This is a genomic window from Actinosynnema pretiosum, from assembly GCF_024171695.1.
Lineage (GTDB): Bacteria > Actinomycetota > Actinomycetes > Mycobacteriales > Pseudonocardiaceae > Actinosynnema > Actinosynnema pretiosum.
In genome coordinates, this window is sequence record NZ_JAMTCF010000005.1 from 129113 (window position 1) to 149149 (window position 20037).

Annotated in this window: 23 protein-coding genes; 9 read left to right on the top strand and 14 right to left on the bottom strand. The window is 74.9% G+C overall.

What is annotated here, in order from left to right; all coding sequences use genetic code 11:
• The first annotated feature begins 82 nt into the window (after positions 1-82).
• Positions 83-994, top strand: a complete 912-nt coding sequence (locus tag LV78_RS11880) for an SDR family oxidoreductase (protein ID WP_253845060.1) — start codon at positions 83-85, stop codon at positions 992-994.
• 4 nt (positions 995-998) lie between these two features.
• A complete protein-coding gene (locus LV78_RS11885; RefSeq protein ID WP_253845061.1) occupies positions 999-1817 on the top strand; it encodes a helix-turn-helix transcriptional regulator in 819 nt (272 codons plus the stop codon).
• Positions 1818-1821: 4 nt separating this feature from the next.
• On the opposite strand, the gene LV78_RS11890 is transcribed toward LV78_RS11885, so the two are convergent.
• Entirely contained in the window at positions 1822-2136 is a 315-nt protein-coding gene (locus tag LV78_RS11890) for a hypothetical protein (RefSeq protein WP_253845062.1), read from the bottom strand.
• A 498-nt stretch (positions 2137-2634) separates the two neighbouring features.
• Between LV78_RS11890 and LV78_RS11895 the strand changes: the two genes are divergently transcribed.
• Positions 2635-3390, top strand: coding sequence for a sulfite exporter TauE/SafE family protein (locus LV78_RS11895; protein WP_253845064.1), 756 nt, complete (start codon positions 2635-2637; stop codon positions 3388-3390).
• Here the strand turns inward: LV78_RS11895 and LV78_RS11900 are convergent.
• The gene (locus LV78_RS11900; protein WP_253845065.1) at positions 3288-3827 is read right to left on the bottom strand and encodes an HIT family protein; all 540 of its coding nucleotides are present in this window, start codon (positions 3825-3827) and stop codon (positions 3288-3290) included. The genes LV78_RS11895 and LV78_RS11900 overlap by 103 nt on opposite strands.
• Before the next feature lie 214 nt (positions 3828-4041).
• Here LV78_RS11900 and LV78_RS11905 point away from each other — a divergent pair, with 214 nt between their 5' ends.
• Both LV78_RS11905 and LV78_RS11910 read left to right on the top strand, forming a co-directional pair.
• Positions 4042-5160, top strand: a complete 1119-nt coding sequence (locus tag LV78_RS11905; protein ID WP_253845067.1) for a sensor histidine kinase — start codon at positions 4042-4044, stop codon at positions 5158-5160.
• A complete protein-coding gene (locus LV78_RS11910) occupies positions 5161-5808 on the top strand; it encodes a response regulator (RefSeq protein WP_253845069.1) in 648 nt (215 codons plus the stop codon).
• Here LV78_RS11910 and LV78_RS11915 read toward each other — a convergent pair.
• The 5 genes from LV78_RS11915 to LV78_RS11935 all read right to left on the bottom strand — a co-directional run bounded on the left by LV78_RS11915 (position 5805) and on the right by LV78_RS11935 (position 9958).
• Positions 5805-6380, bottom strand: coding sequence for an ABC transporter permease (locus LV78_RS11915; RefSeq protein WP_253845071.1), 576 nt, complete (start codon positions 6378-6380; stop codon positions 5805-5807). The genes LV78_RS11910 and LV78_RS11915 overlap by 4 nt on opposite strands.
• On the bottom strand, positions 6377-7429 hold the full coding sequence (locus tag LV78_RS11920; protein ID WP_253845073.1) for a medium chain dehydrogenase/reductase family protein: 1053 nt from the start codon (positions 7427-7429) through the stop codon (positions 6377-6379). Before LV78_RS11920 ends, LV78_RS11915 begins: the two co-directional genes overlap by 4 nt.
• Positions 7426-7845: a Dabb family protein gene (locus LV78_RS11925; protein ID WP_253845075.1), complete on the bottom strand. Its 420-nt coding sequence runs from the start codon at positions 7843-7845 to the stop codon at positions 7426-7428. The genes LV78_RS11920 and LV78_RS11925 overlap by 4 nt, the downstream gene beginning before the upstream one ends.
• Before the next feature lie 274 nt (positions 7846-8119).
• A complete protein-coding gene (locus LV78_RS11930; protein ID WP_253845077.1) occupies positions 8120-8857 on the bottom strand; it encodes a GON domain-containing protein in 738 nt (245 codons plus the stop codon).
• A 222-nt stretch (positions 8858-9079) separates the two neighbouring features.
• Positions 9080-9958, bottom strand: coding sequence for a LysR family transcriptional regulator (locus tag LV78_RS11935; RefSeq protein ID WP_253845078.1), 879 nt, complete (start codon positions 9956-9958; stop codon positions 9080-9082).
• A gap of 158 nt (positions 9959-10116) precedes the next feature.
• Here LV78_RS11935 and LV78_RS11940 point away from each other — a divergent pair, with 158 nt between their 5' ends.
• A complete protein-coding gene (locus LV78_RS11940) occupies positions 10117-11055 on the top strand; it encodes an NmrA/HSCARG family protein (RefSeq protein WP_253845080.1) in 939 nt (312 codons plus the stop codon).
• Between the two features lie 52 nt (positions 11056-11107).
• Here the strand turns inward: LV78_RS11940 and LV78_RS11945 are convergent, their stop codons facing one another.
• Positions 11108-11833 (bottom strand): PKD domain-containing protein, encoded by a 726-nt coding sequence (locus LV78_RS11945; RefSeq protein ID WP_253845081.1) that lies wholly within the window; start codon positions 11831-11833, stop codon positions 11108-11110.
• A gap of 351 nt (positions 11834-12184) precedes the next feature.
• On the opposite strand from LV78_RS11945, the gene LV78_RS11950 reads away from it, so the two are divergent.
• Positions 12185-13279, top strand: coding sequence for a PP2C family protein-serine/threonine phosphatase (locus LV78_RS11950; protein WP_308208704.1), 1095 nt, complete (start codon positions 12185-12187; stop codon positions 13277-13279).
• 40 nt (positions 13280-13319) lie between these two features.
• On the opposite strand, the gene LV78_RS11955 is transcribed toward LV78_RS11950, so the two are convergent.
• Entirely contained in the window at positions 13320-14228 is a 909-nt protein-coding gene (locus tag LV78_RS11955) for a zinc-binding dehydrogenase (protein WP_253845083.1), read from the bottom strand.
• 127 nt (positions 14229-14355) lie between these two features.
• On the opposite strand from LV78_RS11955, the gene LV78_RS11960 reads away from it, so the two are divergent.
• The gene (locus LV78_RS11960) at positions 14356-15324 is read left to right on the top strand and encodes an AraC family transcriptional regulator (protein WP_253845085.1); all 969 of its coding nucleotides are present in this window, start codon (positions 14356-14358) and stop codon (positions 15322-15324) included.
• 6 nt (positions 15325-15330) lie between these two features.
• Here the strand turns inward: LV78_RS11960 and LV78_RS11965 are convergent, their stop codons facing one another.
• Positions 15331-16242, bottom strand: a complete 912-nt coding sequence (locus LV78_RS11965) for a zinc-binding dehydrogenase (RefSeq protein ID WP_253845087.1) — start codon at positions 16240-16242, stop codon at positions 15331-15333.
• A gap of 77 nt (positions 16243-16319) precedes the next feature.
• Between LV78_RS11965 and LV78_RS11970 the strand changes: the two genes are divergently transcribed.
• Positions 16320-17342: an AraC family transcriptional regulator gene (locus LV78_RS11970; protein ID WP_253845089.1), complete on the top strand. Its 1023-nt coding sequence runs from the start codon at positions 16320-16322 to the stop codon at positions 17340-17342.
• Between the two features lie 6 nt (positions 17343-17348).
• Here LV78_RS11970 and LV78_RS11975 read toward each other — a convergent pair whose 3' ends face one another.
• The 4 genes from LV78_RS11975 to LV78_RS11990 all read right to left on the bottom strand — a co-directional run bounded on the left by LV78_RS11975 (position 17349) and on the right by LV78_RS11990 (position 20014).
• Positions 17349-17936 carry a MarR family winged helix-turn-helix transcriptional regulator gene (locus LV78_RS11975; RefSeq protein WP_253845090.1) on the bottom strand — a complete coding sequence of 196 codons (588 nt, stop codon included), beginning with the start codon at positions 17934-17936 and terminating at the stop codon, positions 17349-17351.
• A gap of 143 nt (positions 17937-18079) precedes the next feature.
• Entirely contained in the window at positions 18080-18625 is a 546-nt protein-coding gene (locus LV78_RS11980; RefSeq protein ID WP_253845092.1) for a carboxymuconolactone decarboxylase family protein, read from the bottom strand.
• Positions 18626-18668: 43 nt separating this feature from the next.
• Complete coding sequence (locus LV78_RS11985) at positions 18669-19358, bottom strand: MOSC domain-containing protein (RefSeq protein ID WP_253845094.1); 690 nt, start codon at positions 19356-19358, stop codon at positions 18669-18671.
• On the bottom strand, positions 19355-20014 hold the full coding sequence (locus tag LV78_RS11990; RefSeq protein WP_253845095.1) for a type 1 glutamine amidotransferase: 660 nt from the start codon (positions 20012-20014) through the stop codon (positions 19355-19357). The genes LV78_RS11985 and LV78_RS11990 overlap by 4 nt, the downstream gene beginning before the upstream one ends.
• Positions 20015-20037: the final 23 nt, after the last annotated feature.

Here is a 20037-nt window from a genome sequence, read left to right on the forward strand (position 1 = left end):
GACGCGGCGCCCAGGCAGGGACGACCCGTCCCCTGATGATCCGTGCCTTCATCCGCCCACCCGCGCCCAGCAGGCTCGTCCCATGAGCGAAACCACCCTCACCGGCAAGCTCGCCGTCGTCACCGGGGCGAGCGACGGCATCGGCCTCGGCCTCGCCCGGCGGCTCGCGGCGCTGGGCGCCGAGGTCGTCATCCCGGTGCGCGACGCGGCGAAGGGCCGCGCGGCGCTGGAGAGGATCGGCGGCACGTCCTCGACCCGCGTGCTCGACCTCGCGTCGCTGGCCTCCGTCGCCGACCTCGCCGACCGCCTCAACGCCGAGGGCCGACCGATCGACCTCCTGGTCAACAACGCCGCCGTCATGACCCCGCCCACCCGGCACACCACCGAGGACGGCTTCGAGCTCCAGTTCGGCACCAACCACCTCGGCCACTTCGCCCTGGTCGCCCGGATCCTGCCGCTGCTCGTCGCCGCCCGCGCCCGCGTCACCACCCAGGTGTCCCTCGGCTCCATGGCGGGCCGGATCGCCTGGGACGACCTCCAGTCCGAGCGCGCCTACTCGCCGTGGGGCGCCTACAACCAGTCCAAGCTCGCGGTCATGCTGTTCGCCCTGGAGCTGGACCGGCGCAGCCGCGCGCACGGCTGGGGCCTCACCAGCAACGTCTGCCACCCCGGCTTCACCGCCACCAACCTGCAGAAGGCGGGCCCCACGATGGGCGGCGCGCGCTCGACGTTCGACGCCCCGTTCCGGGTGCTGTCCCGGCTGGGCTGGCCGGTGCAGACCGTCGAGGGCGGGCTGCGGCCCGCGCTGCACGCCGCCACGTCCCCGGACGCGCGGGGCGGGCGGTTCTACGGGCCGCGCGGGCTGTTCCACCTCACCGGCGCGGCCACCGAGGAGAGGCTCTACCGCCGGGCTCGCGGCGAGGACGACGCCGCCCGGTTGTGGGACCTCTCGCTCGGCCTGGCCGACGTGGCGTTCGCGGCTCGGGGACACTGACGCCATGCAGAACCGGGCCGAGCTGGCCGATTTCCTGCGGGTCCGGCGCGAGGCGCTGCAACCGGAGGACGTCGGCCTGCCCAGGGGACCGCGCAGGCGCACCGGCGGGCTGCGGCGGGAGGAGGTCGCGGCGCTCAGCGGCATCTCGACCGACTACTACGGCCGGATCGAGCAGCAGCGCGGCCCCCAGCCGTCCGAGCAGGTGCTCGCCGGGATCGCGCGCGGGCTGCACCTGTCGCTGGACGAGCGCGACCACCTGTTCCGCGTCGGCGGCCACCCCGCCCCGCAGCGGCACCCGCGCGGCGACCACATCAGCCCCGGCACGATGCGCATCCTGGACCGGCTCGCGGACACCCCCGCCCAGGTGATCAACCAGGTGGGTGAGACGCTCGCCCAGACCCGGCCCGCGATCGCGCTGATGGGTGACGACACGCGGTGGACCGGGTTGGCGCGCAGCGCGGTCTACCGGTGGTTCACCGACCCTGGGTGCCGATCGATTCACCCGGTGGAGGACCACGAGCTGCACAGCCGGGTGTACGCGGCGCAGTTCCGGCAGGCGTGCAGCGCGCGGGTCCCCAGGGCGCTGGAGATCAGGGAGGCGCTGCTCGCCGAGAGCCCGGAGTTCGCGCGGGTGTGGGCCGAGCACCGGGTGGGGGAGGGGTATCCGGGGGTGAAGCGGTTCGCGCACCGGGAGCTGGGCGCGCTGGAGCTGCGCTGCCAGACGCTGGTGGACCCGGAGCAGGCGCAGACCCTGCTGGTGTTCACCGCCGAGCCGGGCAGCGCGAGCTACGAGAAGCTGCTGATGCTGGCGGCGGTGGGGTGAGCGGTCAGCCCTTCCCGTCCTCCTCTTCCTCGTCCAGGCGGGCGATCGCGGACGCCAGCGGCTCCGGGGGCAGCTTGCCGGGGCCGGTCCAGGCGCTGATCAGCTCGGTGGACTTGACCGTGGTGACCTGGTCGAGCCGCACCCAGTAGCCCTCGTACCAGGTCTTCGCCTCCACGCAGGGCACGCTGTCGGCGGGCCGGGTGGTGCTGAGCCGGGCGATCCTCACGGCGTCCGCGCCGTGGACGCGCAACCCGGTCTTGAGGATCACGACCCTCTCGTGCCGGTGCTTCATGATCGTGCCAACGCTCTTCGGCGACATCGTCGCGAGCCTCCAGGTAGGGGTGAACAACGGACCGTAGTCAGCACGCTTCGTGTTCGACTAGGCCCGAACGGGCGAACCCGCCACCTGTTCGCATCAACATCCTATGCATGTGTCCGCAGTTTTGCGCCTCTGCGTGACCACCGCTCCGGCGCTCGTTGCGACGTTCGATGGCGACGGCCCGGTCGGTCGGGCAGGGTGTCCGCCGTGCGCCCCGCCCCCGACTCCGCTCCGTCACCCCGCGTCCGCGCACCCCGCCCCGGAGGGCGAAAAATGCGCGCCCGCACCGCTCGAAAATTGAGACCCGGCCCACCCGTGCTATATCCGCGCGCCTTTTCGCCCGCGATGTCGGAATCGTCGCCGGAGAGAACTGTCACACCAGGTTGATGTTCCGGAACCCCGCATTTCATCATGGTCGGCGGTGATTCGTCCGAGCAGAGCTGTTTTCCGTCCCGGTGCGCTGCCGCGCCGAGGCCGGTCGGTGGAGGGTGAGGCGCGGTGCAGTTGTGGGAGGCGTTCGCCCTGTTCGGCGGCGGCCTGGTCGCGGGCGGGATCAACGCGATCGCGGGCGGCGGCTCGCTGATCACGTTCCCGCTGCTGGTAGCCATGGGTCTGCCCGGCGTCGCGGCGAACGTCACGAACGCCCTCTCGGTGGCCCCCGGCTACGCCTCCAGCGCCGTCGCGAGCCGCCCCGACCTGGTCGGGCAGGGCAGGCGGATGCTGGCGGTGGTCCCGACCATCGTCGTCGGCGCCCTGTGCGGCAGCTCCCTGCTCCTGTTCACCCCGCGCTACGTCTTCGAAGCCGTCGTGCCGTTCCTGGTGCTGACGGCGGCGCTGATGATGGCGTTCCAGAAGCGCCTGAAAGCCCTCGCGGGCAACCCGAAGGACAACACCCCGCGCAAAACCGCGATCCAGCTGCAGGTGGTGTTCTTCCTGTGCGGCGTTTACGGCGGTTACTTCAACGCGGGCATGGGCGTCCTGGTGATCGCCGCGGTCTCGCTCGTGCTGGACGAGCCGCTGCGCAGGATCAGCGCCCTGCGCAACGTCTTCGCGGCCGTGGTCGGCATCACGACGGTGCTGCTGTACAGCATCTTCGGCCCGGTGAACTGGCTGGCCGTGGCGGTGCTGGCCCCGGCGACCGTGATCGGCGGCTACGTCGGCGCGCGGGTCGCCAGGAAGCTGCCGCAGGAGATCCTGAGGTGGACGATCGTGGTCTTCGCGACCGGCGTGGCGATCGCGCTGTACCTGACCTGAGCCGGTTCCGGGCGCGCGTCAGCGGAAGTGCGCGGCGAGCCCGGACGCCAGGTCGGCCAGTTCCGGCGCGGTGAGGCGGGGTGCGCCTGGCCAGTCGGTGGACGAGAGCGGGTCGACGTCGGGTGGGTGCCGGGGTGGCGGGCGAGCACGTGCTGGTGGAAGTGCGGGACGGCGCGGCCCAGCACGGCGGTGAAGACCGCTTCCGGGGCCAGTTCGGCTCGGAGCGCCGCCGCCGCGCGGCGGACCGCCCAGCCGACCGCCTCGGCCTCGGCGTCGGTGAGGTCGGCCAGTCCGGGGGCGTGACGGCGGGAGTCGACGAGCAGGTGGCCGGGGAAACCGGCGGGGTGGCAGGTGACCACGACCAGGTCGCCGCGCCACACCTCCGGGCCCACCAGCGGGCCGTCGCCCCGGTGCTTGCGGCAGATGAGGCAGGTCATCCGCGGAGTTTAGGCAAGCGCGCGGCGCTCATCCCTGGAACGAGCCAATCGGGAGAAGCGCGGCGCCTGCCTGAACGCGCGCGGACCGGAAGCCCTCCCCCGCGTGGACTTCCCGCGCCCGCTCCTCCCGTGGTAGGAGACCGCCTCCTCCCACGGGACCGTCCGGTCCGCCGTCCGGTCCCGAACCGCCCCGGCTCGCCTACCATCCCCGGACATGCGGTTGCTGTCGCGCGGCCGGGACGTGTTCACCACCAGGGCCGCCGTGCTGGGGAGCGCCTTCGGGGTGCTCAACTACGCCTACACCGTCGACTGGGGGTGGGTCGTCGCGCTGGTCATGGCGCCCGCGCTCGTCGTCCGGGTGTTCTGGCGGACCATGCCCGGCTGGCTCCTGCTGGCCTGGACCACCCTCCCCACGCTCGTCGGCGACGCCGCCGCGGTCACCCAGAGCGCCTACCTGGTGGTGATCATCGCGGTGGCCGTCGCCGCGTCCGGGGAGGTGGGCAGGGCCGACCTCGTGGCGCTCGTGCTGTGCCTGGTCTCGCCGTTCTTCGTCTGGGCCCTGCAGACCAACCCGTGGCACCGGGGGATCGGGTCGTGGATCTGGTCCGCCGGGCTGCTGCTCGGGTGGGTGCTGGGCAGGCTGGTGGGCGAGCAGCGGGCGCTGATCGCGGAGCTGGAGCGCACCCGCGTGGAACTGGCCGAGGCCGCCGTCGCGGCCGACCGGCAGCGGGTCGCGCGCGACCTGCACGACGTGGTCGGGCACAGCTTCAGCGTCGTGCTGCTGCACCTGGCCGGGGCGCGGGTGAACCTGGCCTCCTCGCCCGACGAGGCCGTGGAAGCCTTGCGCAGGGCCGAGACCGTGGGGCGCGAGGGGATGGCGGAGCTGCGGCAGGCGCTGGTGCTCATGCACCGGGGGAGCGGGTCGGCGGCGCCGTCGGGGCTCGGCGAGATCGAGGACCTCATCCGGGTCTACCGGGACGCCGGGATGCGGGTGGAGGCGCACCTGGACCGGGACGTGGCCACGATCGACGCCGCGCCGCGCATCGTGCTGCACGACGTGCTGCGCGAGGCGCTCACCAACGTCGCCAAGCACGCCCCCCGACCGCCGGAAGCGGTGATCCGCGTCGAGCTGGACGAGCGGAACGTGACCGCGACGGTGGAAAGCCCTTGCGCGCCAACGGCCGCCGAGGGGAGTGGCATGGGGCTGGCCGGGCTCGAGCACCGGGTCACCGCCGTCGACGGCGAGTTCCGCGCCGCCCGCCACCACGACCGCTGGACCGTGCGCGCCCGACTGCCCCGCCGACTGCCCCACCGACCGACCGGGAGGACCTGAGTGATCCGCGTGCTGCTGGTGGACGACCAGCCGATGGTGCGGGCCGGGCTCGCGCTCGTCCTGCGCAGCCAACCGGACATCCGCGTCGTCGGCGAGCGCGGCGACGGCGCGGACGTCGTGCGCGCCGCCGCCGAGTGCTCGCCCGACCTGGTGTGCGTGGACGTGCGGATGCCTGGCGTCGACGGCGTCGAGGCCACCCGCAGGCTCCGGGCGTCCGGCGGGCCGCCGGTGTGCGTGCTGACCACGTTCGACGACCACGACGTGCTCTGGGCCGCCGTGGACGCGGGCGCGGCCGGGTTCGAGCTCAAGTCCGCGACACCGGAGAACCTGATCGAGGCGGTGCGCACCGTCGCTGGCGGCGGGACCTGGATCGACGGCACGATGCTCGGGCCCGTCCTGGCCTCCTACCGGCGGTTCGGGCGGCCCGCCGCGTCGGGGGTGGTGGGGGAGTTGACCGGGCGGGAGCTGGACGTGCTGCGCCTGATGGCGCGCGGCGCGTCGAACCGGGAGATCGCGGCGGACCTGTGCCTGGCGGAGACCACGGTGAAGACGCACGTGGGCGCGGTCTTCGGCAAGCTCGGCGCGCGCGACCGGGCGGCGGCGATCGTGTTCGCCTACGACTCGGGGATCGTGCGGCCGGGCGGTTAGGCGGCGGCGAACCGCTTGCGCGCCAACGCGGTCGCCACCGCGTAACCACCGCCACCGGCCACCGCCAGCACGGCGTGGACGCCCGCCACGTCCAGGAACAGCGACGCGGACGACAGCAGCGCCAGCCACGTCCCCAGCGCGTAGTGCAGGGTGTCGCGGCGCACCGCGCCCTCGGCGATGTTGATCATCCCGACGATCAGGACCGACCCGGCTGGCCACAGCACGTCCTGCACCTCGGGCCTCCCGGTCGCCAGACCGGTGATCGCCAGCGCCAGCGCGGTGAACCCCGTGCACCACGCCACGCCGAGCAGTGACTCGGTGCGCTTGCGCTCAGGCCCCGCGCCGCGCTGGGCCAGCGCGCCCGCCCGCACGGACAGGACCAGCGCCGGGACCAGGAACAGCGCCAGCGCGGTCAGCGGGACCCAGGGCGGCAGCCGCAGGAGCGGGTCGTCGCCCCTCGCGAGGGCGGCCGAGCCGTGGCCCAGGACGAAGGCCAGGGCGAACCCGGCGTAGGCGGCCCGGTTGTCCACCTCGCCGGGGCGGATCGTGGTGGCGCGCAAGGGTTCCCTCACGAGTCCGCGACGATGACGACCTTGCCCAGCACGGTCCGCGACTCGGCCAGCGCCAGCGCCTCACCCGCCCGGCTCAACGGGACCCTGGCGGCGACCTGCGGCGCCAGCGCGCCGCTCGCGACCAGCGCGAGCACCTCGGTCAGGTCGGCCCGGTGCCTGGCCCGGAAATCGGCTACCCGGCGCCTGCCCGCCCAGAAGTCGTAGAACAGCGCCCGCTTCCCGTTGGGCAGCGCGTTCCACAGGAACAGGCGGCCGAAGAGGGCCACCGTGCCCAGGAGGCTGCCCTTCTGGTCCTTTGTGGACGCTGAACCGTAGTTGACCAGCGTGCCGCCCCTGCGCAGCAACCGCCACGAGTCGACCAGCCCCGGTCCGCCGACGTGGTCGAACACCGCGTCCACCCCGTCCGGCGCCAGCGCGCGCAGGCGGCCCGGCAGGTCGGGCTCGCGGTAGTCGACGGGGATCGCGCCCAGCGCCCGCACCGCGTCGTGGTGCCTGGCCGACGCGGTCCCGACGACGGTGATCCCGGCGTGCCGCGCCAACTGCACCAGGACCGACCCGACCCCGCCGTTGGCGCCCAGCACCACGACCGTCCCACCTCGGGTGACGGAGGCCGACCGGTGCAGCACCTGCCACGCGGTGATCCCGTTCACCAGCACCGCCTCCACCTCGGCGGGCCCGATCCCGTCCGGCACCGGCACGAGGTCGCCCGCCGCGACGAGCAGCCTGCTGGCCCACCCGCCGACCTTGACCACCGCGGCGACCCGCCGCCCCACCAGCCCCCGCTCCACGTCCGGCCCCACCGCCTCCACCACGCCCACCACGTCGTACCCCGGCACGAACGGGAACAGCGGCTGGTCGTAGTAGCGGCCGAGGCGCATCTGCTGCTCGGCGAACGACACCCCGGTCGCCTCCATGCGCACCAGGGCCTCGCCCGGACCGGGCGCGGGCAGCTCCCGCACCCTGGTCCGCACCCCGTCCGGCTCGACCGGCCCCGGCAGCACGACCTCGGTCGCGGTCGACTCCCGGTGCGCCGGGACCGCCCCGCTCACGACGCGCTCCCGCCGGGCGCGGCGCTGCCCCGGTACTCGTCGAGGTCGGAGACCAGGTCGGCCACGTCCGGGTTGGCCGCGTACCGCTCCCGGTGCACCTCGGCGATCCGCGCGCCCAGCCCTGGATCGGGGTCGTCGCTGATGTCGAACGACGCGAACCGCTCGATCAGCGGCAACCCGGCCCGGTCCACCTCCAGGTGCGACGGGTGGTTCATCAACTCGGCGTAACCGGCCAGGTCCGCGACGACGGAAACGGCCCCGTAGTCGTAGTCGCCGCCGAAGTCCCGGCCGACGACGAAGGAGGTGACGGCGGGGTTGGCGCGGGCGGCGTCCCGCATCGCCGCGAGCCCGGCCGCGATGGCCTCCTCGGTCACGCCGGGGTGGACCGAGAAGCGGATTCCGTGGTAGATCGTCATGGGTGATTTTCCTCTGGCAGCAAGGGTTTCCCGCGCTCAGCGGCGGTGGCGCCCGCCGCGCTGCGGGAGTTGGTGCCGGAACCGTAGCGACGCGCGGGCGTCCGCGTCCTCGGTCGACGGCGCCGTTCCCCGGTGCTACCGGGGGAGGAGCCGGGGGCGGGTCTCCTCCCGTGGGACGAGGGACGTCAGCGCGCCCCGTCGCAGGCGGGCTCGGGCGCGCGGGAACCCCGCGCGGCGAGCGTTGCCACCGCACGGGGTTCGTGCTCGGCCTCGCTCAGCCGAGCCTGACGCAGGGCTGCGGTCGCAGCAGGCCCGCAGGCGCGCAGGACAGCTCCAGCGCGCTCATCCCGACCTGCGGGTTGTACGGGTTGTAGAAGCCGGGCGCGGGCACGTTCCAGCCGCAGTAGCCGCCGCCGGTGATGTCCACGAGCTGGCCGCCGTGGGCGACCGCGACCGCCCCGGACGCCCCGGCGCCTGCGGGCGCGAACGTGTCGTCGACGGCGAAGGCGGTGCCGCGCAGGTCGACGCTCGCCACACCGCTGGCGGTCCCGTCGCAGCTCATCGCGGTGGCGTAGGGCATCGACGTCACCCGGTCGACGCCGTGGGTGAGGCTTCCGGTGGACGTGGCGAAGGTCAGGTCGCCGATGTCGACGGTGAGCGTGGCGGGGTCGACGCGCAGCTTGCTGAACGTGGTGCGCGTGCTCGTCCCCGGCGACGCGCCACCGGCCGTGTACTGCGAGAAGTTGGTCGCGCCCCCGGTGTCCGGGAGGTTCAGGTACTCGCGCGGCGTCCCGGCCATGTCGTGGCAGTGCACGCCGAGCAGCAGGTCGGCGGTGATAAGAACGTACGGGCCGTCCGGCGCAATGGGCAGGAGCCTGCGGATGGCGGCGCAGCTGTCCAGGAGCCCGCGCGGGGCGGGGGCGGCGTCGGCCGTCGCGGGGGCGGCGCCGAGCGCGACCACCGAGGCCAGCGCCGCGCAGGCGGCCAGTGCGCTGCGGTGAGCAGTTCCCATGTCGAACCCGCAATCGTCGTCGTGAGGCTGGTGACAGGAGCAAGCCAGCTACCCGGAACCTAGGACCCGGCCCAACCCCCGCAGCGGCGAAAGCACCCCTCCAGGCGACACCCGTCGGGGGACATTCCCCCGGACAGACCACAGTGGACCGCCCACAGTGGACCGGCACGGCGAACCGCCCACAGTGGACCGTCGCGGTGGTCGACCGCCCGCGCGTGACCCCTAACCGCGAGCGGCCAGCTCGAACGCCGTGACCAGCGCCCGCCCGTCGTCCTCCCGCGTGGCCACCACGACGGTCGTCGGCTCCGCGCGCAGCGGCAGCACGGTCAGCTCCGGCGGGACCAGCCTGCCGTGGTCGCGGGCCACCACGGCCAGCGCCTCACCGGCCGCGACGCAGTCCCACACGTCGTCCGGCGACTCCAGCTCGGGACCCTCGGGCGCGCGCTCCCCGCCGGGCCTCGGCTCCAGCCGCCAGTGGGCCGCGCACTCCGGGGTCGAGCCGCCGGTCGTGGGCAGCCGCTCGTCGCGGATGTCGGCGAGCGCCAACGACTCCCGCCCCGCGAGCCGGTGCCACCGGGGCAGCACGACCATGCGCGGCTCGTCGTACAGCCGGGTCACCCGCAGCCGCTCGGTCCGCAGCGGCAGCCGCGCGACGACCGCGTCCACCCGCCGCTCCCGCAGCGCGGTGGCGGCGTCGTTCCACCCCAGGTGCACGCTGCGCACCACCGCGCCGGGCGCCCGCTCGCGCACCGCCCGGACGGCCCCGGTGACCGCGAGCCCCGGCGCGTACCCGACCACGAGCCGCTCGGGCCCACCGGCGGCCCGCGCGGCGGCGACCGCGCCGTCCGCCACCCGCAGCAACCGCTCGGCGTGCGGCCGGAACGCCGCCCCCGCGCAGGTGAGCTCCGCGCCTCGCGGCGTGCGCCGGAACAGCTCGACGCCCAGGCGTCGCTCCAACCCCCGGATCTGCCTGCTCAACGAGGGCTGCCCGACCAGGCAGCGCTCGGCCGCCCGGCCGAAGTGCCCGTGCTCGGCGACCGCGACGAAGTACCGGACCACGCGCAGGTCGAGGTCCACCGGGAAGGGCGTGGTGCTGGGCACACCACCACCCTAGCCGGCGGCCCCCGAGCACGTCCGATGCCTCCGGGGCATCGCGCGCGCCGCGCCGGGCATTGGATCCCGACCACCGCCCGGCCGGACAGTCGGGGCACGGCGGCCGGAGCGCGGCGGCCGGGCACACCGAGAACGAGGAGTCACCGATGACGACCACGCTGGTGATCGGCGGGACCGGGCTGATGGGTTCGCGGGTGGTGCGGGCGCTGCTGGGCGCCGGGACCGTCACCGCCTTCACCCGCGACCCGGAGTCGGCCAAAGCGCGGGCGCTGCGCGACCTCGGCGCGGGCGCGGCGAAGGGCGACCTGGACGACCCGGCGACGCTGCGGGCCGCGCTGGAGGGCGTCGACCAGGTGTTCTGCAACACCGACCACTTCGGCGCGGGCGGGGTCCTGGCCGAGCACCGCCAGGGCGTCACCGCGCTGGAAGCGGCGCGGGAGGCCGGGGTGGCGCGCTTCACCTGGTCCTCTTTGGACGGCGTCTCGGCGCTGACCGCAGGACGGGTCAGGATGTCCCACTACGACGCGAAAGCCGGGGTGGCCGCGCACATCCACACCCACCGGGCGGACGAGGCCGAGCGCGGCGAGGAGGGCTGGCACACCCGGAGCACGTCGATCCTGACCACCGCCCCGTACTACGAGAACTTCCCGGTGAGCCTGCCCCCGGAGCGCACCACCCTGCCGGACGGCCGCACCGGCGCGCTGTTCCGGATCCCCCTGGACGAGCGGGGCCGCTACCCGCTGATCGCGCTGGACGACATCGCGTGGTTCGCGGCCAGGATGTTCGACGACTGGCACGGCTGGGGCGGGCGCGACCTCGCGGTGGTGGCCGACAGCCCCACCGGCGCGGAGATCGCGGCGACCTTCGAGCGCGTCACCGGCATCCCGAGCGCCTACCTGCCGGTGCCGCTGGAGGCGATGCGGGCGGGCGGCGGCCACGACTTCGCGTCGATGTTCGAGTTCTTCCAGACCAGGCCCGTCGCCGACCTCGACCGCGACCTCCCCGCCCTGCGCCGCCTGCACCCCGGCCTGCTGACGTTCGAGGACTGGCTGCGCGCCACGGGCTGGACCGGCGAGCCCGCCTGACCCGGCAACCCCCGCAGGCCGCCCGCGCGAGCGGCCTGCGGGGGAGCGCCTGCTACCTGCGCACGCGCAACCACTTGGTGACCGTCGCCGTCCGGCCGTCCGTGGTCGTCACCGTCTGCGTCACCCGGTACAGGCCCGGCTTGGTGTACACGTGCTCCGGGCGGTACTCCGTCGTCTGCGTCCCGTCACCGAAGTCCCACAGCACGGTCGTGCCCTCGCCACCGCCCTGGTCCCACGACAGCGTGTAGAAGCTCACCGGCTGGTTCGCCCTCGGCCGCTCCGTCATCACCTCGAAGTCCGCGAACGGCGGCGGGGCGAGCGCGAAGCCCACCGTGGACGCCGACGCGTACTCGTCGTTCGACGTCGCCACGCGCACGTGGTAGGTCGTGCCCTCGGTCAGCACGAACGTCCGCTTCCTGCCGTACGACCACCAGCACGGGGCGAACTCGGTCAGGTCGGCCAGCGACGAGCCGGTGTACACCGTCAGCGTGTGGTAGTAGTCGCGCGACTCGTCGGACAGCGTGATCGACGCGGTCTCGGCCGGGGTGAGCGCGTACCAGATCGATCTCGTCGGGGCCGCGTCGCAGGACCCCTGCGCCTCACCCGGCTCGACGGTCGCCGTCCGCACGTCCGCCTGCTCGGTGAACGGCAGGGACGTGACGGGGGTGGCGTTCGCGAACGAGTCGTTCACCGGGAGCGGCGCGTCGGCGTGCGCGGTTCCCGTGGTCAGTGTCGTGAGCAGGGCCAAGGCCGCCGCTGCCAGTGCGGTCGAGCGCATGATCGGTCTCCTCCCGCGGACCCGCTCCGGGGTCCCCGTGCCGCAGTGAACCCGACCCGCCTGCGCGCGCGAGAGGATCACCGGGACCGGTCGCCCTGATGTCGCAGTGCGAACGGGTGATCCACAGCCCCGCCGGAACCCGTTGCGGGACAACGGGAACCGCCTCCCAGCTGACCTTTCGGCCCCCGCCCGGCCAGGAATTCGGCGGTGACCGAAACATCGCGGTCCGCGCACGCGGCGGCGTGGCCGGGGGCGCGGCGCGCGGGCGGCCCGGCACCCGGTCGCACCGCCGCGCCGCGCGAGCCCAATCCGAGGGTCGGAGCACCGCGCCGGGCTGGCTAGAGTGACGGCATGGCACTCGTGCTGAACTACGCCGCCCGCAGCGATCGCGGCCTGGTCCGCCAGAACAACGAGGACTCCCTCTACGCGGGTCCCCGCCTCCTGGCGGTCGCGGACGGCATGGGTGGGCACGCGGGGGGCGAGGTCGCCAGCAAGGCCGTGATCGGGGCGCTCGCCCCGCTCGACGACCACCGGCTCACCGGCGACCCGATCGAGCAGCTGCACGCCGCCGTCGAGTCGGGCAACTCCGCCATCAACGACCTGGTCGCCGCGAACCCCGCGCTCGCGTCCATGGGCACCACCCTGACCGCCGTGCTGTTCGGCGGCGAGTGGGTCGTGCTGCTCAACATCGGCGACTCGCGCACCTACCGGATGCGCGACGGCGCGCTCGACCAGATGACCAAGGACGACAGCTTCGTGCAGTCGCTGGTGGACGCCGGTTACATCACGCAGGAGGAGGCCGAGGTCCACCCGAAGCGCTCCATCGTGCTGCGGGTGCTGGTCGGCAACGACCAGGTCGAGCCGACCACGCACCTGCGCCGGGCGCGCGCGGGCGACCGGTTCCTGCTCTGCTCGGACGGCCTGTCGGACGTGGTGGACTTCGAGGCCATCGAGCGCGCCATGCGCGAGGGCGACGTCGTGACCTGCGCGGACACCCTGATCAGCCTGGCGCTGGCTGGCGGCGGCCCGGACAACGTGTCGGTGATCGTCGCCGACGTCGTGGACGACGACGTGCCGCCCGGCGTGACGCAGCCGGTGGAGGTGCAGCCGACCACGCCGATCCCGGCGCAGACCCAGCTCCTCCCGGTCCGCTCGCAGCTCCCGGTCGACGGCGAGCCCGGCCCGACGCAGGAGGTGCCGCTGCCCGGACGGCAGGACGCGCCGGGGCCGACGCAGGTGCTGCGCGTGCCGAACCAGCCGGAGACGGGCGAGACCGGCGAGAAGACCGAGAAGAAGCGCAAGGCCGAGAAGAAGCGCAAGGGCGAGAAGGTCGACGAGCCCGGTGAGAAGTCCGGCAAGCGGTGGGTGCCGATCGTGATCGCCGTGGTGATCGTGGTCGCCGCCGCCGTCGCCACCTTCGCCCTGACCTGGCCGACCACGCCCTGACGGCGGACGCCGGGGTGGGGCGCGCGACCCCACCCCCAGGTCAGAACACGTCCAGCACGACCTTCCCGCGCACCTCGCGCGCGAACAGCGCCATCGCCGCCCCCCGCAGCTCGTGCCAGTCCCCGCGCAGCCCGACCTCGGCGGACAGCCTGCCCCGCGCCATCAGGTCCAGCAGCACCGCCAGCTCCTCGTCCACCCCCGGCCGCTCCCCGCCGAACGTGCTGATCGTCCGCGTCGCCCCCAGCGCGAACAGCTCGCCGGGCCCGAACGCCGTCCGCTCCCCGGACGCCACCCCGACCAGCCGCAGGTCACCGCCCGGCGCCACCCGCTCCCACACGTCGGCCAGCTGCGGCCCGCCCACGGTGTCGACCACCAGGTCGAACTCGCCGCGCAGGTCCGCCAGCACTCCCGCCCAGCTCGCCCCCAGCCCGCGCAGCCCCTCCACCCGCCTCGGCGACCCGACCAGCGCGCTCACCCGCGCCCCCGCCAGCGCCGCCAGCTGCACCGCGAACCTGCCCACCCCGCCGCTCGCCCCGGTGACCAGCACCGCCCGCCCCAGCACCGACCTGGTCCGCAGCACCCGAAGCGCCGTCGTCCCGGCGACCCCGAGCGCCGCCGCGTCCGCCAGGTCCACCCCGTCCGGCACCACGGCCAGCAGCCCCGCGTCCACCGCGACCCGCTCCGCCCAGGCCTGCCACGCCCGCCCCACCGCCACCCGGCTGCCCACCGGCGGACCCGTCCCGTCCGCCGCGGCCCGCAGCACCACGCCCGACGCGTCCCGGCCGTGGACCGAACCGCCGGGTCTTCGGGCCGCGTGCTCCAGGTCGCAGGGGTTGAGCCCGATGTGCGAGACGGCGACCAGGCACTCGTGGGGGGCGGGTTCGGGCTCGGAGACCTCCGCCAACCGGATCGGCCCGGCATCGGCGTGGTCGACCACCAGTGCGCGCACCTGGCTCGCTCGCTTTCGACCTAGGGGTGGATCAACCGATGTTCCGCGCACGAGGGCGATCGGGCCACTACCCGCTGCGTCTTTCAGGTTGCCGTCTGCCTCACCCGAGGGTCGCTCAGGTGTCATGATGTCGGGCGTGGACGTGCTGGCTGACGCGCTGCGGATGCGCGGCGCGCGGGGGTCGCTGGGGGTCCGGCTCGAAGCCGGTGGCTGCTGGGGCGCGCGCGTCGACGCCCTGCCGCTGGCCTCGCTGTACCTGGTCACCGAGGGCCAGGTGTGGTTGGGGACGAGCGGCTCCGCGCTGCGGATCGACGCGGGCGGCGCGGTGTTCGTGCCGGAGCGGGTGCCGCACGTGCTGGTCAGCGAGCCCGGCGCGCCCGCCGAGCGGTGCGACCTGGACGTCGCGTGCGCCGCGATGGCCTCGGGCGCCGCGCTGCGGCTGGGCGACGGGCCGGTGCGCACCCGCCTGATCACCGCCTACTACGAGCTGGGCGAATCGCTGTTCCCCGGCGGTTTCCCGGTGCCGGTCACGGCGGAGGAGCGCCCGCAGCTGGCCGCGACCGCCGCGCTGCTGGCGGCCGAGCTGGCCGAGCCGCAGTTCGGCACGACCGCCGCCGTGAACAGCATCGTCGACCTGCTGCTGGTGCAGTTCGCCCGCGCCTGGCTGGCCGCGAACCCGGCCGCGCGCTCCCGGTCCTGGCTGGGCGCGCTGCTCGACCCACTGGTGCGGGAAGCGCTTACCAGGCTGCACGGGGAACCCGCGCGGGCCTGGACGACCGCCAACCTGGCGTCGGCGCTCAACGTCTCGCGGGCCACCCTGTCCCGCCGCTTCCCGGCCGCGCTGGGCGAGGCGCCCGGCGCCTACCTGACCCGGTTGCGGATGGACCTGGCGGCGATCCGGTTGCGCGACACCGACGAGCCGCTCGAATCGGTCGCCGAGGCGGTCGGGTACGGGTCGGGCAAGGCGTTCAGCCGGGCGTTCCAGCGCTCGCGCGGGCGCTCGCCCAGCGACTACCGGTTCCGGGCCCGCTACCGGGTGCGGGCGCTCGCCGACCTGCCCGCACCCGCCGCCGCCCTCGCCTGCGACGTGTCCTGACCCCGGTCAGGACACGTCCAGCACCACCTTCCCGCGCACCTCGCGCGCGAACAGCGCCCGCACCGCCCCGTCGACCTCGGCCCAGTCCCCGCGCAACCCCACCTCGGCCGACAGCAGCCCGCGCGCCATCAGGTCCAGCAGCACCTCCAGCTCCCCGGTCACCGCCGATTCCACGTCGCAGAACGTGGTCACCGTCTTCGGCTCGCCGATCGCGAACAGCGCCCCCGGCGCGAACACCACCGGCGCGCCGGAGGCCGCGCCCACCAGCTGCACGTCGCCGCCGGGCGCCACCCGCTCCCACACCTCGGCGAGCTGCGGCCCGCCGACGGTGTCGACCACCAGGTCGAACCCGCCCCCCAGCTCGGCCACCGACACCGCGACCCGCCGCGCCCCCAGCTCGCGCAGCCCCTCCGCCCGCTCCGGCGACCCGACCAGCGCGCTCACCCGCGCCCCCGCCAGCGCCGCCAGCTGCACCGCGAACCTGCCCACCCCGCCGCTCGCCCCGGTGACCAGCACCGCCCGCCCCAGCACCGACCTGGTCCGCAGCACCCGCAGCGCCGTGCTGCCCACGACGCCGATCGCCGCCGCGTCCGCCAGGTCCACCCCGTCCGGCACCACCGCCAACCACTTCGGCGCCACCGCGATCCGCTCCGCCCACGCGTGCGGCGCCATGCCCAGCACGACCCGGCTGCCCGCCGCCGGACCCGACCCGTCGGCGGCTGCCCGCAGCACCACGCCCGCCGCGTCGTGCCCGTGGACCTCGCCGTCCGGCCACAGCCCGGTGTGCTTGAGCTCCCCGAAGTTCAGCGAGATGTGCCTGATCTCCACCACCGCCTCGTGCGGCGCCGGTTCGGGCTCGGCGACCTCCGCGAACCGGAGGGGACCGGGACCGGCGTGGTCGACCACTAGTGCGCGCACTGGACGTTCTCCTTGCAGCTCAACGGTTTGCCTTCCCCTCCGATGCTCTGCGCGCCGACCGGGTCACCGCCACGGCCTTGTGCGTCAACGAGGTCGCCGTCTGCCTCAGCGCGGCGGCGCGGGCCCGTTCCGGTGCGATGATGTGCGGCATGGACGTGCTGGCCGATGCCCTGCGGGTGCGCGGGGCCCGAGGGTCGCTCGGCGTGCGGCTGGAGGCGGGCGGGACCTGGAGCACCCGCCTGGACCCGCTGCCCTGGGCCGCGCTGCACCTGGTGACCGAGGGCGAGGTGTGGCTGGAGGCCGGTGGACCGGCGCTGCGGGTCGGCGCCGGGGACGCGGTGCTCGTGCCGCAGGGCCTCGCGCACGGCACCTCGGGCGCGCCGGGGACCGGGTCGAGGCCGTGCGACCAGCGGGCCGCCGAGGTCGCGCAGGCCACCGGGCGTCCGCTGCGGCTGGGCGACGGGCCGGTGCGCACCCGCATGATCACCCTGCGGTACGAGCTGGGCGAGTCGCTGTTCCCCGACGACGCGCCGGTGCTGATCACGGCGGGGGAGCGCCCGCAGCTGGCGGCGACGGCGGCGCTGCTGGCGGCCGAGCTGGCCGAGCCGCAGTTCGGGACCACGGCCGCCGTGAACAGCATCGTTGACCTGCTGCTGGTGCAGTTCGCCCGCGCGTGGCTGGCGGCGAACCCGGCCGAGCGGGCGGGCTCCTGGCTCGGGGCGCTGCTCGACCCGCTGGTCCGCGAGGCGCTCACCCAGCTGCACCGGCGCCCGGCGCGCGCGTGGACCACCGCGAACCTGGCCACGGCGCTCAACGTCTCGCGCGCGACCCTGTCCCGGCGCTTCCCGGCCGCGCTGGGCGAGTCGCCGGGGGCCTACCTGACCCGGTTGCGGATGGACCTGGCGGCGATCCGGTTGCGCGACACCGACGAGCCGGTCGAGTCGGTGGCGTCGTCGGTCGGGTACGGGTCGGCCAAGGCGTTCAGCCGGGCGTTCCAGCGCTCGCGCGGGCGCTCGCCCAGCGAGCACCGGTTCCTGGCCCGCTGCCGGGGGCAGGCGCCGCGCGCCGAGCCCGTCGCGGTGCAGCGCGCCGCGTCCTGACCCCGGTCACGCCGGGGCAGGCTCGTGCTCCAGGCAGTCCACCCGCAGCTCGGCCAGCGGCAGCGGCGCGTCCAGCAGGCCGCAGTGGTGCGGCGAGACCGGGTCCGGGTGGGCGTCGCGGCGGAAGAAGCGGCAGCTCACGCAGGTGCGCGCCACGCTCACCACCCCGCTGCGCTGCAACCCGGCGATCACCCGCAGCAGGGTGTGCAGGGTGGTCGCCCGGTCGGCCTCCGGCACGCCGTCCAGCGCGCGCAGCAGCGGCTCGTCCCACGGCTCCAGCGCCCGCGCCACCTCGGCGCCCTCGGCGGTGAGCGCCAGCAACCGCCTGCGCCCGTCCTGGCCGGGCGTGCGGGTGATCAGGCCCTTGCGCTCCAGCGCGCTGACCGCGTCGGAGGTGGTCGGCTTGGTGACGTCGAACTCGGCCGCCAGCGCGCTCACCTCGCGCCTGACCTCGGGCTGCGCGGTGAGCGCCAGCACCACCTGCTGCTGGAGCGGGGTGAGGCCGTGCTCGCGGGCGGTGCGCTGGGACAGCGCGCGCAGGCCGTGGCCGAGCCGCTCGACCGCGTCCGCCAACCTCCGGTCCAAACCGGCCACACCCACCCCCCTCGCCACCGAACCGCAGACGTCCGATGATACTGGCGAGACCGGGTGGGGACCCCGCTCAAGGACGTCCCCCACCCGGTCGCGAGGTCCGCGTCGACGGATGGGCGGCTACCCGTCCGTCGACACGGCTGCCCTCACACCGCCTTGCGCAGCGCCACCTTCGGGAAGTCCACCGGCACCCCCAGGGCGACGTTGATGTAGTTGGTGAACAGGTTCAGCGCCACGTGCGCGATCAGCTCCACGATCGCCTCGTCGTCGAAGCCCACCGCCCGCAGCGCGTCCACGTCCGCGTCGGTGACCTGGGCGCGGTCGCGCACCAGCTTCTCGCTGAACTCCAGCGCCGCCTGGGTGCGCGGGTCGTGCGAGTGCCCGGCCTGGGCCTGGCGCATGTCCTCGGACGACACCCCGGCCTTGCGGCCGAGCGCGGTGTGCGCGGCCAGGCAGTACTCGCAGGCGTTGCGGTCGGCGACCAGCACCGCGATCTGCTCGCCCAGCCGCGACCCGAGCTTGCCCTCGCCGAGCGCGCCGAAACCGGCCCACATCATCTTCAGCGCGGCGGGGGAGTTCGCGACGGCCTTGAACATCGCGGGCGTCACGCCGAACGCGCCGGTCACCTGGTCCAGCAGCGCCTTGGCCTCGCCGGTCGCGGTCCGGGCGTCGATCAGCTCAACACGGGACATCTCTTCTTCTCCTTCATCGGTGGACCGCGCGGACCCTCCTGGGTCACGCGGAAGCGGGGCCCTCCAGGCGGCGGGACTGGTCGTCCAACCGGCCGGACAGGCGGTCGCGCAGCAGGTCGACCCACTGCGCGGGCAGCACCCCTGGGTGCGCCAGCAGGCGCAGGCAGCCGTCCCGGTCGTGCCGGTCGACGTTCACCACCCGGTGCGCCTCGGCGGCGGTGACGCCGTGGTCGGGGCGGTCGAGCGGGGTCAGCGCGTCACCGGCCTCGACGTGGCCGGGGGTGAGCACGCGGCAGTAGAAACCGGTGCGGCCGGTGCGCTGGGTTCTCGCGGCCAGGTCGGTGACGCCGTGGTGGACGGCGAGCTTGTAGCAGGGGCGGCGCGGCTGGGTCACCTGGAGCACGGCCGTGCCGACGCGGTACACCGCGCCCAGCAGCACCTCGGACTCCACGAGTCCGGCGGTGGTCAGGTTCTCGCCGAACGCGGGCGCGACCAGCTCGCCCAGCTCCGACGCCCAGGCCGCGTAGTGCTCGGACGGGTAGAGCAGCACGGCCTTGTCCGGGCCGCCGTGGTGCTTCAGGTCGGCCTGCTCGTCCCCGGCCAGCCCCAGCGCGGTCACCGCGACCGGGCCGCTGACCTGGGCCTTCCGGATGCCGGTCCGCACCTCGCGCCCGCGCCACGGCAGCGCCCGCACGGCCCCGGTGGACACGGCCAGCACCCGCGCGGCGGTCATCGCCGGGCGCTTTCGAGCACCTGCGCGGCCCACCGGTCGAGCACCCGCGCGCCCTCGTCGGCGACCGCGCGCGCCTGCTCGGCGGTGACGGCGACGTCCGGCGGCAGGTGCGGGGCGATCCCGGCCAGCGCGGCGGCGTCCAGCTCGACGTGGAACTGGAACCCGTAGGACGCGCCGACCCGGAAGGCCTGGTGCGGGTAGCGGTCCGACGAGGCCAGCAGGGTCGCGCCCGCCGGGAGCCCGAACGCGTCGCCGTGCCAGTGCACGACCGGCAGCACCGCCCCGGACGGCCCGAGCACCGGGTCGTCGGCGGTCAGCACCACCTCTCCCGCCCCGACCTCCGGCCGCTCGCCGCGCGTCACCGGAGCCCCCAGCGCCGCCGCGGGCAGTTGCGCCCCCAGGCAGATCCCGAGCACCGGCTTGCCTGCCCGGACGCACCGCGCGATCAGCTCCCGCTCGTCCGCCAGGTGCGCGAGGTCGTCGTCGACGCCCATCGGCCCGCCCAGGACGACGAGCACGTCGACGTCGGCCGCGCCGGGCAGCGCGGCGCCCAGGTCCACCCGGACCACCCGCACCGCGAACCCCGCCCCGACCAGCGCCGACTCCACCAGAGCCGGTCCCTCGAAGGGCACGTGCTGGATCACCGCCGCCCGCATCCCGGCCACCTCCCCGCTTCGCC